Source organism: Microbacterium halophytorum (assembly GCF_002970975.1).
GTDB classification, from domain to species: Bacteria; Actinomycetota; Actinomycetes; order Actinomycetales; family Microbacteriaceae; genus Microbacterium; species Microbacterium halophytorum.
The window spans coordinates 12,682-25,291 of sequence record NZ_PNFA01000017.1; the positions used below are offsets into that span (position 1 = coordinate 12,682).

Annotated in this window: 10 protein-coding genes and 3 tRNA genes; 8 read left to right on the top strand and 5 right to left on the bottom strand. The window is 71.0% G+C overall.

Annotated features, from left to right (window positions below):
- Window positions 1–56: 56 nt before the first annotated feature.
- A complete protein-coding gene (locus C0010_RS14170; protein WP_105567746.1) occupies window positions 57–956 on the top strand; it encodes a VOC family protein in 900 nt (299 codons plus the stop codon).
- Here the strand turns inward: C0010_RS14170 and C0010_RS14175 are convergent.
- Window positions 940–2,742 carry an FAD/NAD(P)-binding protein gene (locus C0010_RS14175; RefSeq protein WP_105567747.1) on the bottom strand — a complete coding sequence of 601 codons (1,803 nt, stop codon included), beginning with the start codon at window positions 2,740–2,742 and terminating at the stop codon, window positions 940–942. The two genes, C0010_RS14170 and C0010_RS14175, sit on opposite strands and share 17 nt — an antisense overlap.
- A 232-nt stretch (window positions 2,743–2,974) precedes the next feature.
- Here C0010_RS14175 and ligM point away from each other — a divergent pair, with 232 nt between their 5' ends.
- The 3 genes from ligM to C0010_RS14190 all read left to right on the top strand — a co-directional run bounded on the left by ligM (window position 2,975) and on the right by C0010_RS14190 (window position 5,748).
- The gene (gene ligM / locus C0010_RS14180; RefSeq protein ID WP_105567748.1) at window positions 2,975–4,378 is read left to right on the top strand and encodes a vanillate/3-O-methylgallate O-demethylase; all 1,404 of its coding nucleotides are present in this window, start codon (window positions 2,975–2,977) and stop codon (window positions 4,376–4,378) included.
- Complete coding sequence (locus C0010_RS15185; RefSeq protein WP_198410860.1) at window positions 4,375–5,115, top strand: alpha/beta fold hydrolase; 741 nt, start codon at window positions 4,375–4,377, stop codon at window positions 5,113–5,115. Before ligM ends, C0010_RS15185 begins: the two co-directional genes overlap by 4 nt.
- A 156-nt stretch (window positions 5,116–5,271) precedes the next feature.
- Complete coding sequence (locus tag C0010_RS14190; protein WP_105567749.1) at window positions 5,272–5,748, top strand: ASCH domain-containing protein; 477 nt, start codon at window positions 5,272–5,274, stop codon at window positions 5,746–5,748.
- Window positions 5,749–6,030: 282 nt separating this feature from the next.
- Here the strand turns inward: C0010_RS14190 and C0010_RS14195 are convergent.
- From C0010_RS14195 to C0010_RS14205, 3 genes are all read right to left on the bottom strand, one after another.
- Window positions 6,031–6,103, bottom strand: a tRNA-Phe gene (locus tag C0010_RS14195).
- A 69-nt stretch (window positions 6,104–6,172) separates the two neighbouring features.
- Window positions 6,173–6,246, bottom strand: a tRNA-Asp gene (locus C0010_RS14200).
- Between the two features lie 29 nt (window positions 6,247–6,275).
- Window positions 6,276–6,348: transfer RNA gene (locus C0010_RS14205), tRNA-Glu, on the bottom strand.
- Between the two features lie 218 nt (window positions 6,349–6,566).
- Here C0010_RS14205 and C0010_RS14210 point away from each other — a divergent pair.
- Entirely contained in the window at window positions 6,567–8,015 is a 1,449-nt protein-coding gene (locus C0010_RS14210) for a M23 family metallopeptidase (protein WP_324999413.1), read from the top strand.
- A 76-nt stretch (window positions 8,016–8,091) separates the two neighbouring features.
- On the opposite strand, the gene ppa is transcribed toward C0010_RS14210, so the two are convergent.
- Entirely contained in the window at window positions 8,092–8,583 is a 492-nt protein-coding gene (ppa, locus tag C0010_RS14215; protein WP_105567751.1) for an inorganic diphosphatase, read from the bottom strand.
- A gap of 240 nt (window positions 8,584–8,823) precedes the next feature.
- Here ppa and tilS point away from each other — a divergent pair, with 240 nt between their 5' ends.
- The 3 genes from tilS (at window position 8,824) to ftsH (ending at window position 12,607) form a co-directional block, all read left to right on the top strand.
- Window positions 8,824–9,810, top strand: a complete 987-nt coding sequence (gene tilS, locus C0010_RS14220; protein ID WP_105567752.1) for a tRNA lysidine(34) synthetase TilS — start codon at window positions 8,824–8,826, stop codon at window positions 9,808–9,810.
- A gap of 86 nt (window positions 9,811–9,896) precedes the next feature.
- Window positions 9,897–10,448 carry a hypoxanthine phosphoribosyltransferase gene (gene hpt / locus C0010_RS14225; RefSeq protein ID WP_105567753.1) on the top strand — a complete coding sequence of 184 codons (552 nt, stop codon included), beginning with the start codon at window positions 9,897–9,899 and terminating at the stop codon, window positions 10,446–10,448.
- Between the two features lie 161 nt (window positions 10,449–10,609).
- Window positions 10,610–12,607, top strand: coding sequence for an ATP-dependent zinc metalloprotease FtsH (ftsH, locus tag C0010_RS14230; protein ID WP_105567754.1), 1,998 nt, complete (start codon window positions 10,610–10,612; stop codon window positions 12,605–12,607).
- The last annotated feature ends 3 nt before the right edge of the window (window positions 12,608–12,610 follow it).

Consider the following 12,610-nt stretch of genomic DNA (forward strand, 5'->3'; position numbering starts at 1 on the left):
GCGCGGTGGCGCCCGTTGTGCCTTCGCGTTCGCCCCAGCGCTTCCCAGGAGGACCCATGGCGCAGAAGATCGTTCCGAATCTCTGGTGCGACCGTGCGGAGGAGGCCGGTGCGTTCTATGCGTCGGTCCTCCGCAACGCGTCGAGCGAGACGACGGCGCACTACCCGGATGACGTGCCCGACTGGCAGCAGGAGTTCGCGGGCCAGCCTCTCACGGTCGACGTCGTGATCGACGGGTTCCGCATCGTGCTCATCAATGCCGGCGACGCCTTCCGCCCGAACCCGACGGTGTCGTTCATGCTGAACTTCGACCCTCTGCAGTTCGGCTCCGACGCGGATGCGGCGAAGGCCGCCCTCGACGAGACATGGGCGGGCTTCTCGGAGGGCGGGCGGGTGCTCATGCCGCTGCAGGAGTACCCGTTCAGCCCGCGGTACGGCTGGGTCGAGGACCGGTACGGCACCAGCTGGCAGCTGATGCTGACGGACCCGGACGGCGACCCGCGGCCGTTCGTGATCCCCCAACTGATGTTCGCGCGCGACGTGACGGGCAAGGCGCGCGAGGCGGCCGAGTTCTACGCGTCGCTGTTCGAGGATTCGGGGGTGGGTTTCGTCGCCGAGTACCCCGAACAGACGGGGCCCGCCGCGGCAGGGGACGTGATGTTCGGCGAGGTGCGCCTCGCCGGGCAGTGGTTCTCGATGATGGATTCCGGCGCCGAGATGGAGTCGTCGTTCACGAATGGCGTCTCGCTCGAGGTGCTCTGCGACGGCCAGGCGGAGATCGATCGTCTGTGGGAGGCGCTCTCCGCCGACCCGGAGGCGGAGCAGTGCGGCTGGCTCGCCGATCACTACGGTCTCAGCTGGCAGATCATCCCCGCCGAGATGGGGGAGCTGATGCGGCGACCGGGCGCGCACGCGACGTTGATCTCGCAGAAGAAGATCGTCATCGACGACTACTGAGGGCTGCCCGTTCCGCGGCGGCAGCGGCCCACCGTGCGCCGTCGGCGTGCAGCGTGCGGTCGAGGGTGTCATTGCCGAGCACGGGCCCCTCGGTCGGCCGGCCGATGACCGCCAGACCCTCGGTGCGCCCGCCGTCGGGCCGGATGGCCGTGCCGTCGGGCGCGGTGAGCACGCCGCGCTCGCCGCGCCGGATCGTGGTGAGGCCGCGCGCGTGCAGGTCGGCGAAGAGCGGGTCGAGGAAATCCGGCGTGCCTGTCGCGGTCCGGGCGCCCGCCGCGGGCAGTGCCGCCCGCACGACGCCCGGCCCGATCGTGACAGCGTCGATGCATTCCGAAGGAGCGGGGGAACCAGACGCGAACTCGATCAGGCCCGCGTCGGCGAGAGCCACGAGCCGACGCGCGGTGAGCCCCGACGGGCCGAACGATGCGCGCTCCTGGTGCGCGAGCACCCGGTTCAGCCTCACCCGGTCGCGGGGCAGGAGGCGAGCGCGGTCGAGCAGCCGCAGGGTCTCGGGGAACAGCTCGAACCAGACCCGGCCCAGCACCCACGATTCGTCGGGCGGGCGGAGGCCGGCGTCGATCTCAATGCGCGTGCGCAGGAACAAGGCCTGCTGCCGACCGGCCCAGACGGCTTCGTCGCGTGCTGGCCGGCCCGTCAGCAACGTTCGCCACAGCCGCAGGGGCGAGGTCCGGATGCCGTGCGCCGCCAGCGCGTTCTCGCTGGCCCCGAGCACGCTGCGCCAGAGTGCGTCGAGGTCGAGCGGGGCGCCGCGCCCCGCAGTCCTCGGCAGCGCACGCGCGGGGGACCCAGTCGCGCTCGACGCGGAGCCGCGACCGGTGCCGGGTCGGGCGCCGGCGCCCACCGATGCCGGGCCGCGCCCCGCACCGGCCGGAGTGCTGATCGACTCTTCCCGCGCGCGCAGTTGAGCGCGCAGGTCCGCCCGAGCCCGCTCGATCGCCGGAACCAGTCGCGGGTGGGCGCCGTCGGGCTTCGGCGACATGACGGTACCCGAACGCGACAGTATCCGGATGCGCTGCGGCTCACGGCCCGAGGGGACGTACGTCAGGAAGCCGGCCGGGTTCTCACCCGGGGTCCGCACCCAAGCACCGCCGCGGGCCTCGGTCAGCAGGGCGACGGCGTCGAGGCCCGTGAGCGCCGCCCCGCGGATGACGGCGACCGAGCCGGCCGGGACGCGCCCGGCTCGGTCGTGGAGGTCGGACGGCGGCCCGGCATGGCCGGTCGCGAGGAGCACTTCGTCGTGCGCGCGGATGTCGAGAAGCTCCGGGGCCGGCTCGGGCGCGTCACATCCCGTGACGCGAGCTCCCGGCGCAGGCGCGCCCGTGGCTTCGCGCCCGGCGAGCGGGGCTGCCTCAGCGGCTGTCGCCGTGCCCTCGGGGGCGCCCGTGCCGCGGAGCCCCGTGATGCGACGGCGCACGTGTCGCACCGTCATCCGGTCGCTCTCCACGAGGGCGGCGAACGCCTCGCGCAGGTATGCGCCGGCGAGGCGGCGCGGCACGTAGGTCTCGGCGGCATGTTCGGGGTGGGTGCGGGCGACCCAATCGGCGAGGGCTTCGCCGAAGCCGGAGAAACGGGCATCGACGGCGCCAGCGGAGGAGTTCATGCGGAGCGCGGGCGGCAGCTCGGGCCGCCACACGGCGCCGCCGCCCGGTTCGGCCGGGTCGAACACGTCGACGGCGACGTCCGCGCCATCCGGAAGCCGGTCGTGCAGTTCCTGAAGGGCGAACAGCGCTTTGGGCCCGCCGCCGATCACCGCGATCCTGTGCACCCCGTGACTCTACTGGCCGAGACGGCACGACGCGCGCCTGCTCGCGGTGTCGATGGCGACGGCTCGGATGCCGCTGTCGTACGTCGGGCTCCGAGCCGCGGACGCGATCGTCGGTATCAGCGAAGGTGATCCTCGACATCCGTGGATGCGCCCCCAATATCTCTGGACATAGGCAAACCGTGCGGATTAGTGTGAGGGCACACCGCCCCCGGACAAGGAAGTCGAGGTCGCCATGGCGCGCAATCTTCAGGAACTGCTGGACGAGAAGGGCAGCGCCGTCGAGCTGCTCAGGAACTCGCGGCTGGGGGCGTACATCTACCCCGTTGTGCCAGCGGAGTTCTCGAACTGGAGGCGCGAGCAGAAGGCGTGGCGCGAGAGCGCCGTACTGTTCGACCAGTCGCACCATATGGTCAACTTCTTCGTCTCGGGCCCCGATGCGCTCCGCCTCCTCAGCGAGACGGGCATCAACAGCTTCGCGAACTTCCCGGTCGGCACGGCGAAGCAGTTCGTGCCGACGGCGTCGAACGGCGGCGTGATCGGTGACGGAATCCTGTTCCACGAGACCCAGGGCGAGTACGTCTACGTCGGTCGCGCGCCCGCGGCGGACTGGCTCCAGTTCCACGCCGAAACCGGCGGGTACGACGTCGAGTTCCGCTACGACGACCGCTCGCCGTCGCGCCCCTACGGCGAGGCAGTGCACCGTGACTACTACCGGTTCCAGATCCAGGGCCCGAACGCCTGGCCGATCATCGAGAAGCTGGCCGGCGGGCCGGTCGAGCAGGTGAAGTTCTTCCACATGGGCCAGATCGAGATCGCGGGCGAACGGGTGAGCACTCTCCGCCACGGCATGGCGGGCGCCCCCGGGCTGGAGATCTGGGGGCCGTACGCGCAGCACGGGAAGATCCGCGACGCGATCCTCGAGGCGGGCGCCGAGTTCGGCATCGAGCCGTGCGGGTCGCGCGCGTACTCGTCGAACACGCTCGAGTCGGGATGGATCCCTTCACCGTTGCCGGCGATCTACTCGGGCGAGGGCGAGCGCGCGTTCCGGGAGTGGCTGCCGACGTCGAGCTACGAGGCGGTCAACGCCCTGGCCGGCTCGTTCGTGTCGGAGAGCATCGACGACTACTACCTCAACCCGTGGGAGCTCGGCTACGGCTCCTTCGTCAAGTTCGACCACGACTTCATCGGCCGCGACGCTCTGGAGCGGCTCAACACCGACGCACAGCGCAAGAAGGTCACGCTCGCGTGGAACGACGAGGACCTCGCCAAGATCCTCGCGTCGCCCGTCGATCGCGACGGCCGGGGATATCAGTTCTTCGACCTGCCGAATGCGAATTACGGCTCGTCGAACTACGACGCCGTGATCGACGCCGACGGCACGGACGTCGGGCTGTCGCTCTTCACGGGCGTCACCGCGAACGAGAAGCGCGGGCTCTCGCTCGCGACGGTCGATCGCGACATCCCGATCGGGACCGAGGTGCGCGTGGTGTGGGGCGAGCCGGATGGCGGATCCGGCAAGACCACCGTCGAGCCGCACGAGCAGATCGCCGTGCGCGCCGTGGTGAGCCCCGTGCCGTACGCGGAGACGGCCCGGCTCGAGTACCAGGGCGGCTGGCGCTCCACGGGCGCCCTGTGACGCGTCCGATCGTCCTCGTCCACGGCGCCTGGGGCGGTGCGTGGGTGTGGCGGCGCGTGCTCGGTCCGCTGCGCGACGCCGGGCACGAGGTGCACGCCGTGACGCTGACGGGCGACGGCGAGCGCGCCCACCTGCGCCGGCCGGACATCACGCTCGGCACCCACATCGACGACGTGGTGGGGCTGGTCGAAGCCGAGGAGCTGGACGACGTGGTCCTGGTCGGCCACAGCTACGGCGGCATGGTGATCACGGGCGCCGCGGCCGCGCTGCGGTCGGCGGAGCCGTCGCGCGTGGGCGGCCTCGCCTACGTCGACGCGATGGTGCCGCTGCCGGGGGAGGGGTGGGGCGTCAGGCACTCGCCGGCGATCGCGGCCGCGCGCAGGGCGGCCGCGGCCGAGCACGGCAACGCACTGCCGCCGCCCGACCCTGCCGAGGGCTTCGCGCTCGACGAGGCCGACGCGGCATGGCTGCGCCGCCGCCACGTGCCGCATCCGTTCGGCATGTACCAGGAGCCACTCGAGTACGACGCGGCCCTCCTCGATCCGCTTCCTCGCCTGTTCGTCGACTGCTCCGAACCCGCCTACCGGACGATCGACTCGATCCGTGAGCGCGTCCGGTCGACGCCCGGATGGCGGGTCGAGGAGATCCGGACGGGGCATTTCCCGATGGTGACCGAGCCGGAGGCGCTGGTGCGCCACCTCGTGGCGTTCGCGGAGGGAACCGGCTCCGGGGACTGATCCGCATGCGCCGCAGGGCAGCGTGTGAAGCCGATGCCAGGCGGCGCAGGGACCAGGACGTGCGGCAGACCGATCAGGGCCCGCCGCAGACAGCGCCCGGCCCGACGGTGACGTTCGCCGCGGCGCTGGGCCCGCACGCCGCGGTAGCCTGGCTGGATGCAGGACAGCGCGGCCGTCGAGGCCTTCTGGAGCCGGTGCCGCGACGAGATCGACGGGCTGCCCGTCGAAGTGCCCGAGGCGTGGCCCTTCGGTGCGACGCCCGAGCACGCCGATGGTCTGCTCGCGCTCGTGCTCGACGGCGTGAAGACGGCGACGGCATCGTCGTTGTGGGATGTCGAAGCGCTCGGCGAAGAGCTGCCGGCGGCCGGAACGCACAGCATCATCCTCGACGGCTCGGGTGCACCCCGTGCGCTGCTCGAGACGATGTCGGTCGAGATCGTGCCGTTCGACGAGGTCGGTGCGGAGCACGCGCGCGCCGAGGGCGAGGGCGACCGCACGCTCGCGTACTGGCGCGAGGTGCACGAGCACTTCTGGCGCACGTACGCGGAGAACCCGAAGGGCTTCGACCCGAAGATGCCGGTCGTGTGCGAGTCCTTCCGCCTGCTGCGCGCCGAGTCGGCGGACGCAGTCTGACCGAGCACGCACCCCGCGCATGCTGACGTGGGCGGGCTCGTCGTACCGTCCGGAAGACTGCCGCGCCCCGAGGGCTATCGCCCGCCGTGCCCGAAGCATAGCGCAGCGCGCCGTACCACTCCTCCAGCGGTATCCGCCGTCGTCAGTGCAGCGGGCAACCGCGACCGGTCCGTCGTCGCCTGTGCAGCGATCCGGCGGGCCTGCCCCGCCCGGGCAGAGCAAAACCCCCGCCATGTAGAAGCTAGGCGAGGGTTTCTGGGATGATTGTAATGATCATCCTTGTGGCTCCGACGGGCGTCGATCCCGTGACCTCACGATTTTCAGTCGTGCGCTCTACCAACTGAGCTACAGAGCCTTACGGCGATGATGCATCTGCCGCATCCTACGCGAAAGGCCTTCTCGAAAGAAGGCCCGTCGCTCAGAGCGACCCTGACGGGACTTGAACCCGCGACCTCCGCCGTGACAGGGCGGCACGCTAACCAACTGCGCTACAGGGCCATACTTTATGAAATTTTCGTCGGCATGAGTGACCCCAACGGGATTCGAACCCGTGCTGCCGCCGTGAAAGGGCGGTGTCCTAGGCCGCTAAACGATGGGGCCGGGGCGAACCTGCTGGCTCTCCGTTGCCGACAACCAAGCATACGTACATCCGGCGCGAATCTTCAAATCGAGGGCGCGCCGACCGCATCTCGGGAGTGTCGCGGGGCAGGATGAGGGCGATCTGTGCCCGAGGTGGCGCGGAGAGCGCGCCCGTGGGGCGCGTGATGCGTGTGCCTGAGTCAGTGACATATGTGATTGATGTTGCTACTGTGGCGCGAGTGAGTAAGGCGGTGAACGACCCGATGGACACCACTCCCGAGTCCGATTGCGACTGCGCGCCGACGCAGGCGGAGCGGCGCGCCCTCTGGGGGCCCGTGTCGCGGCGCGTCGCGCTGGCAGCCGGTGCCGTCGGCGTTGCCGCCGTGAGCATCTCGTCCTTCGCCAAACCGGCAGCGGCGTATAACCCCGCCGACTACCCGTCGTGGGAGGACGTCGCCAACGCGCGCGCGAACCAGTCGGCCAAGGCCGCGGAGACCCGGCGCATCGAAGGACTCATCGCGCAGCTCAAGGAGAACGTCGCGGCGGCCCAGGCGCGCGCCGAGGAAGCGGCGGACGCGTACTACGAGGCGCAGCAGGACGCATTCGCCGCCGCCCAGCGGCTCCAGGAGCTGCAGTCGCAGGCCGATGAGGCGGCGAAGGCGGCCGACGAGGCCGAGCTCGCGGCCGCGCGCCTCGCGGCGCAGCTGAGCCGCACGAGCGGCAACGAGACGTCCCTCGGGGTCCTCTTCGCCGAATCGGACGACAGCGCGGACGAACTGCTCGCGCGCCTCGGGCAGATGGACAAGCTCTCGGAGCAGAACGAATCGATCCGGGCCGACGCCGTCGCCGCGCGCGATTCGGCCCAGTCGCTCTCCGACCAGGCGGAGGTCGCCCGCGACGAGCGCGACCGCCTGCAGAAGGTGGCCGAGCAGAAGCTCCAGGAAGCGCGCGCCGCGCAGGAGGCGGCGGAGGCCGCTCTCGCGCAGCAGGAGGAGCACCTCGTGACGCTCGAGGCGCAGCTCGCGGCCCTCAAGGACACGACGACCAAGACGGTCGCCGACTACAAGAAGGGCGTCGAGGCCAAGGAGGCATACGAGGCCGAGCAGCGCCGCCGGGCCGAGGAGCGCCGCCGGAAGCAGCAGGAGGAAGCCGAACGGCGCGCCCGCGAGGAGCGGGAGCGCCGTGAGCGCGAGAACAACGACTCCGGCGGCGGCGGAGGTGGCGGCGGCGGTGGTGGCGGCAACGACACGAGCACCCCGACGAACACCAGCTCGGGCTCCGGCTGGGTGCGGCCGAACGGCGGCGCCGTGACGTCGGGCTTCGGCCCGCGCATGGTGCAGTGCGGCACCGGGTACTGCTCGAGCGGCTGGCACATGGGGACCGACATCGCGGCGGGCTGCTGGGCGCCGATCTACGCCGCTCACTCCGGCACGGTGATCTGGGCCGGACCGCTCGGCGGCTACGGCAACTTCGTCAAGATCGATCACGGCTATGGCATCGCCACGGGCTACGGCCACCAGAACCAGGTCGCCGTCGGCTACGGCCAGTATGTCTCTGCCGGGCAGGTCATCGGCTACGAGGGCAACACGGGCAACTCCTTCGGCTGCCACGTGCACTTCGAGGTGTTCCAGGGCGGCACGCAGATCGACCCTGTGCCGTTCATGGCGTCGCGGGGCGTCTACCTCTGAGGCCCGCGCCGGATGCACGGCATCCGGGAACGACGAAGGGGACCAGCCGCGCGGCTGGTCCCCTTCGTCGTTCGGCTCAGTGGCCCTGCGTCTTGGCGCGGTCGAACGCCTCCGTGACGAGGCGCTCGGCCTCGGCGGCGTTCGCCCACTCGTCGACCTTGACCCACTTGCCCGGCTCGAGGTCCTTGTAGTGCTCGAAGAAGTGGCAGATCTCCTTGCGGGTGTACTCCGGGAGGTCGTCGACGTCCTGGATGTGGTCCCAGCGCGGGTCCTTCGCGAGCACGGCCACGACCTTGTCGTCGCCGCCGGCCTCGTCGCTCATCTTCAGCACGGCGACGGGGCGCACCTTGACGCCGACGCCCGGGTAGACCGAGTGGTCCATGATCACGAGCACGTCGAGCGGGTCGCCGTCCTCGCCGAGCGTGTTCTCGAAGAAGCCGTAGTCACTCGGGTAGCCGAATGTCGTGTACAGCACGCGGTCCAGGAAGACGCGGCCCGTCTCGTGGTCGACCTCGTACTTCACGCGGCTTCCGCGCGGGATCTCGATGACGGCGTCGTATGCGCCCATGCGTGTGCTCCTTCAGAAGAACGGTTGGAATCCGCGACAAGCCTACCGGCGGCACCCCGGGGAGTTCGAGCGGCGCCGGGGCGGACGGGTCGAGTCGGGTGCGGCGCGCGGGCTCCCCGTCACCGGGGCGCGGGCCGGTTCCGCGCGGCGCCCGGCGGCCGGTCTCGACGCGTCGGTGCGCATCCGGACGCCGCGCGTCGGTCGCGGGCGGGGCGGGCGGCCCCGCGGTAGCGTGAGCGCATGCTCGACCCCGCGATCGCCGCCGTCCGACTCGCCGTGCGCGAGGCGCTCCAGCCGTTCGCCGAGAGCGGCGCGACGATCCTCGTCGCGCTCTCCGGCGGCGCCGATTCGCTCGCGCTCGCCGCGGCCGCGGCTCACGAAGCGCGGGGCCTCGGCCTCGGCATCGCGGCCGTCACGGTCGACCACGGCTTGCAGCCGGGCTCCGCCGAGGTCGCCGAGCGCGCGGCGGCCCAGGCACGCGGGCTCGGGATCCCGGATGCGCGCGTCGCACGCGTCGAGGTGGGAACGGACGGCGGGCCGGAGGCCGCGGCCCGCACCGCGCGGTACGCCGCGATCTCACGCGCCGCGTCCGAGACCGGCGCCGCGGCCGTCCTGCTCGGCCACACGCTCGACGACCAGGCCGAGACGGTGCTGCTCGCCCTCGCCCGCGGCGCCGGCGCCGGCAGTCTGCAGGGGATGGCGCCGCGCCGCATCGACGAGCGAGGGCTCGCGTGGGAGCGCCCGCTGCTGGGGCTGCGCCGCGCCGAGACGCGCGCGTTCTGCGCCGCGGCCGGCATCGAGGCGTGGGAGGACCCGCACAACTCAGACGAGCGGTTCGGCCGCGTGCGCGTGCGCGAGACGGTGCTGCCGGTGCTGGAGCGTGAACTCGGCCCCGGCATCGCCGATGCGCTCGCTCGGACGGCCGAGCAGCTCCGCGAGGACAACGAGGCGTTCGCCGACATGATCGACGAGACGATCGAGGACATCGTCGAACACGCCGAGGCCGGCATCGCGATCTCGGTCGCGGCGCTGGCGGCCAACCCGGCGGCCATCCGGAACCGGATCATCCGGCACGTGGCCGCGAGCGAGTTCGATGCGTCGCTCACGCGCCGGCACACCCTCGAGATCGCCCGCCTCGTCACCGATTGGCGGGGCCAGGGGCCCATCGACCTGCCGGGCTTCGCGGCGACCCGCCGCGGCGCGCTCATCGTGCTCACCGCGCGTTGACCGTTCCTCGCGCTTCCCGCTCCTCCGCCTCCCGCTGAGGAGCAGGCGGCATGCGATTCCCATTCGGCAATGCGTAGGATCGATGCATGCGCGCCGCGGATATCGCCGACCAGCTGACCGACATCCTCGTGACCGAGGAGCAGATAGGCGACAAGCTCGCCGAGATCGCTCGGCAGGTGGAGGCCGACTACGAGGGCAAGAAGCTCCTGCTCGTCGGCGTGCTGAAGGGGGCTGCCACGGTGATGGTCGACTTCTCGCGCCACCTCGACCGCGAGATCGAGATGGACTGGATGGCGGTGTCGAGCTACGGGGCGGGCACCAAGTCCAGCGGAGTCGTGCAGATCCGCAAGGACCTCGACACCGACCTCGGCGGCTACCACGTGCTGATCGTCGAGGACATCATCGACTCCGGCCTCACGCTGAGCTGGCTGCTGAAGAACTTCGCGGAGCGCGGTGCCGAGTCGGTCGAGGTCTTCGCGCTGCTGCGCAAGCCGGAGGCCGTGAAGGTCGAGATCGACTGCCGCTACCTCGGCTTCGACATCCCGAACGAGTTCGTCGTCGGCTACGGCCTCGACTTCGCCGAGCACTACCGAAACCTGCGCGACGTCGCGGTCCTCGCTCCTCACGTCTACTCCTGATCGGAGCGGTGCCAGGGCGCCGCTCGACCTCGGCCGCCGCTCGCGCGTTACGCCTCGGGCGAATTCAGAAGCGCCATAGTGGCCGCGCGATAGCCTGGAGGCTGGACGCGCTTCGGCGCGCAGTTCGTCGACCCCGAGGGAGCACGGGCGCAGCCCGCACTATGAAAGCCAAGAAGATCACCCGCAATCCGCTGATCTATGTGCTGCTGATCGGCGTGCTTCTCATTGCGGGTTTCATCCTGATCAACTCGCTCGCGGGGCCGAAGCAGATCACCACCCAGCAGGGCATGGAGCTGCTCGGCGGCGACACCGTGACCGAGGTCACGATCACCGACGGCAACCAGCGGGTCGACATGCACCTCTCCGAGGCCTTCGAGGGCTCGGAGGACGTGCAGTTCTACTACGTCGGCGCCCGCGCCGACGAGGTCGTCGCCGCGGTCGAGACGGCGGCGCCGGCCGACGGTTTCGACGACGACGTGCCGCAGCAGAGCATCCTGGGCAGCCTGCTGACCTTCATGATCCCCGTGCTGCTGCTCGGCCTGCTGTTCTGGTTCCTGCTCGCGAACGCGCAGGGCGGCGGCAAGATGGCGCAGTTCGGCAAGTCGAAGGCGAAGATCGCCAACAAGGAGCATCCGGATGTGACGTTCGCGGACGTCGCCGGCGCCGACGAGGCGCTCGAAGAGCTGCAGGAGATCAAGGACTTCCTCGCGGACCCCTCGAAGTACCAGGCCGTCGGCGCGCGCATCCCGAAGGGCGTCATGCTCTACGGCCCTCCCGGAACGGGCAAGACGCTGCTCGCCAGGGCCGTCGCGGGCGAGGCGGGCGTGCCGTTCTACTCGATCTCCGGTTCGGACTTCGTCGAGATGTTCGTCGGCGTCGGTGCGAGCCGCGTGCGCGACCTGTTCAACCAGGCCAAGGAGAACTCCCCGGCCATCATCTTCATCGACGAGATCGATGCCGTCGGCCGCCAGCGCGGCGCCGGCATGGGCGGCGGCCACGACGAGCGCGAGCAGACGCTGAACCAGATGCTCGTCGAGATGGACGGCTTCGACCCCAAGGCGAACGTGATCGTGATCGCCGCGACGAACCGCCCGGACATCCTCGACCCGGCGCTGCTGCGCCCCGGCCGCTTCGACCGCCAGATCGGCGTCGACGCGCCCGACCTCGCGGGCCGCAAGCAGATCCTCGAGGTGCACGGGCGCGGCAAGCCTCTCGCCGACAGCGTCGACCTCGACTCCGTTGCGCGCAAGACGCCGGGCTTCACGGGCGCCGACCTCGCGAACGTCCTCAACGAGGCGGCGCTGCTCACGGCGCGCTCGAACGCGCAGCTCATCGACCACCGCGCGCTCGACGAGGCGATCGACCGCGTCATCGGCGGCCCGCAGCGGCGCACGCGAGTGATGAAGGACAAGGAGCGCCTGATCACGGCGTACCACGAGGGCGGCCACGCTCTCGCGGCGGCGGCCATGAACTTCTCCGACCCCGTCACGAAGATCACGATCCTGCCGCGCGGCAAGGCCCTCGGCTACACGATGGTGCTGCCGCTCGAGGACAAGTTCTCGATCACGCGCAACGAGCTGCAGGACCAGCTCACGTACGCGATGGGCGGCCGCGTCGCCGAGGAGATCGTGTTCCACGACCCGACGACGGGCGCGTCGAACGACATCCAGAAGGCGACCTCGACGGCCCGCAAGATGGTCACCGAGTACGGCATGACGACGGCCGTCGGCCCCGTCATGCTCTCCGGCGGCAGCGGCGAGGTGTTCATGGGCCGCGACATGGGCCACGGGCGCGACTATTCCGACGGCTCCGCCTCGACGATCGACGCCGAGGTGCGCGCGCTCATCGAACAGGCCCACGACGAGGCGTACGAGGTGCTGAACGCGAACCGCGACATCCTCGACCAGCTGGCGCACGAGCTCCTCGAGAAGGAGACGCTCGACCACCACCGGCTCGACGAGATCTTCGCCAACGTGCGCAAGCTCCCGATGCGCCCGCAGTGGCTGTCGAGCGGCGACCGCCCCGGCTCCGATCTGCCGCCGATCGAGGTCCCCGCGCGCGCGTCCGACGTGGCGATCGCCGCGAACGCCGAGGCGCCGCAGGCGCAGGCCTCGCAGCCGAACCCCGCGACCGGCACGACCCGACCGGCGACCGCCTGAGCC

Coding starts and splice junctions, on each gene's coding strand:
- C0010_RS14170 (WP_105567746.1), top strand. CDS start 57: ATGGCGCAGAAGATCGTTCCGAATCTCTGGTGCGACCGTGCGGAGGAG.
- ligM (WP_105567748.1), top strand. CDS start 2,975: ATGGCGCGCAATCTTCAGGAACTGCTGGACGAGAAGGGCAGCGCCGTC.
- C0010_RS14190 (WP_105567749.1), top strand. CDS start 5,272: ATGCAGGACAGCGCGGCCGTCGAGGCCTTCTGGAGCCGGTGCCGCGAC.
- ppa (WP_105567751.1), bottom strand. CDS start 8,583: ATGGGCGCATACGACGCCGTCATCGAGATCCCGCGCGGAAGCCGCGTG.
- tilS (WP_105567752.1), top strand. CDS start 8,824: ATGCTCGACCCCGCGATCGCCGCCGTCCGACTCGCCGTGCGCGAGGCG.
- hpt (WP_105567753.1), top strand. CDS start 9,897: ATGCGCGCCGCGGATATCGCCGACCAGCTGACCGACATCCTCGTGACC.
- ftsH (WP_105567754.1), top strand. CDS start 10,610: ATGAAAGCCAAGAAGATCACCCGCAATCCGCTGATCTATGTGCTGCTG.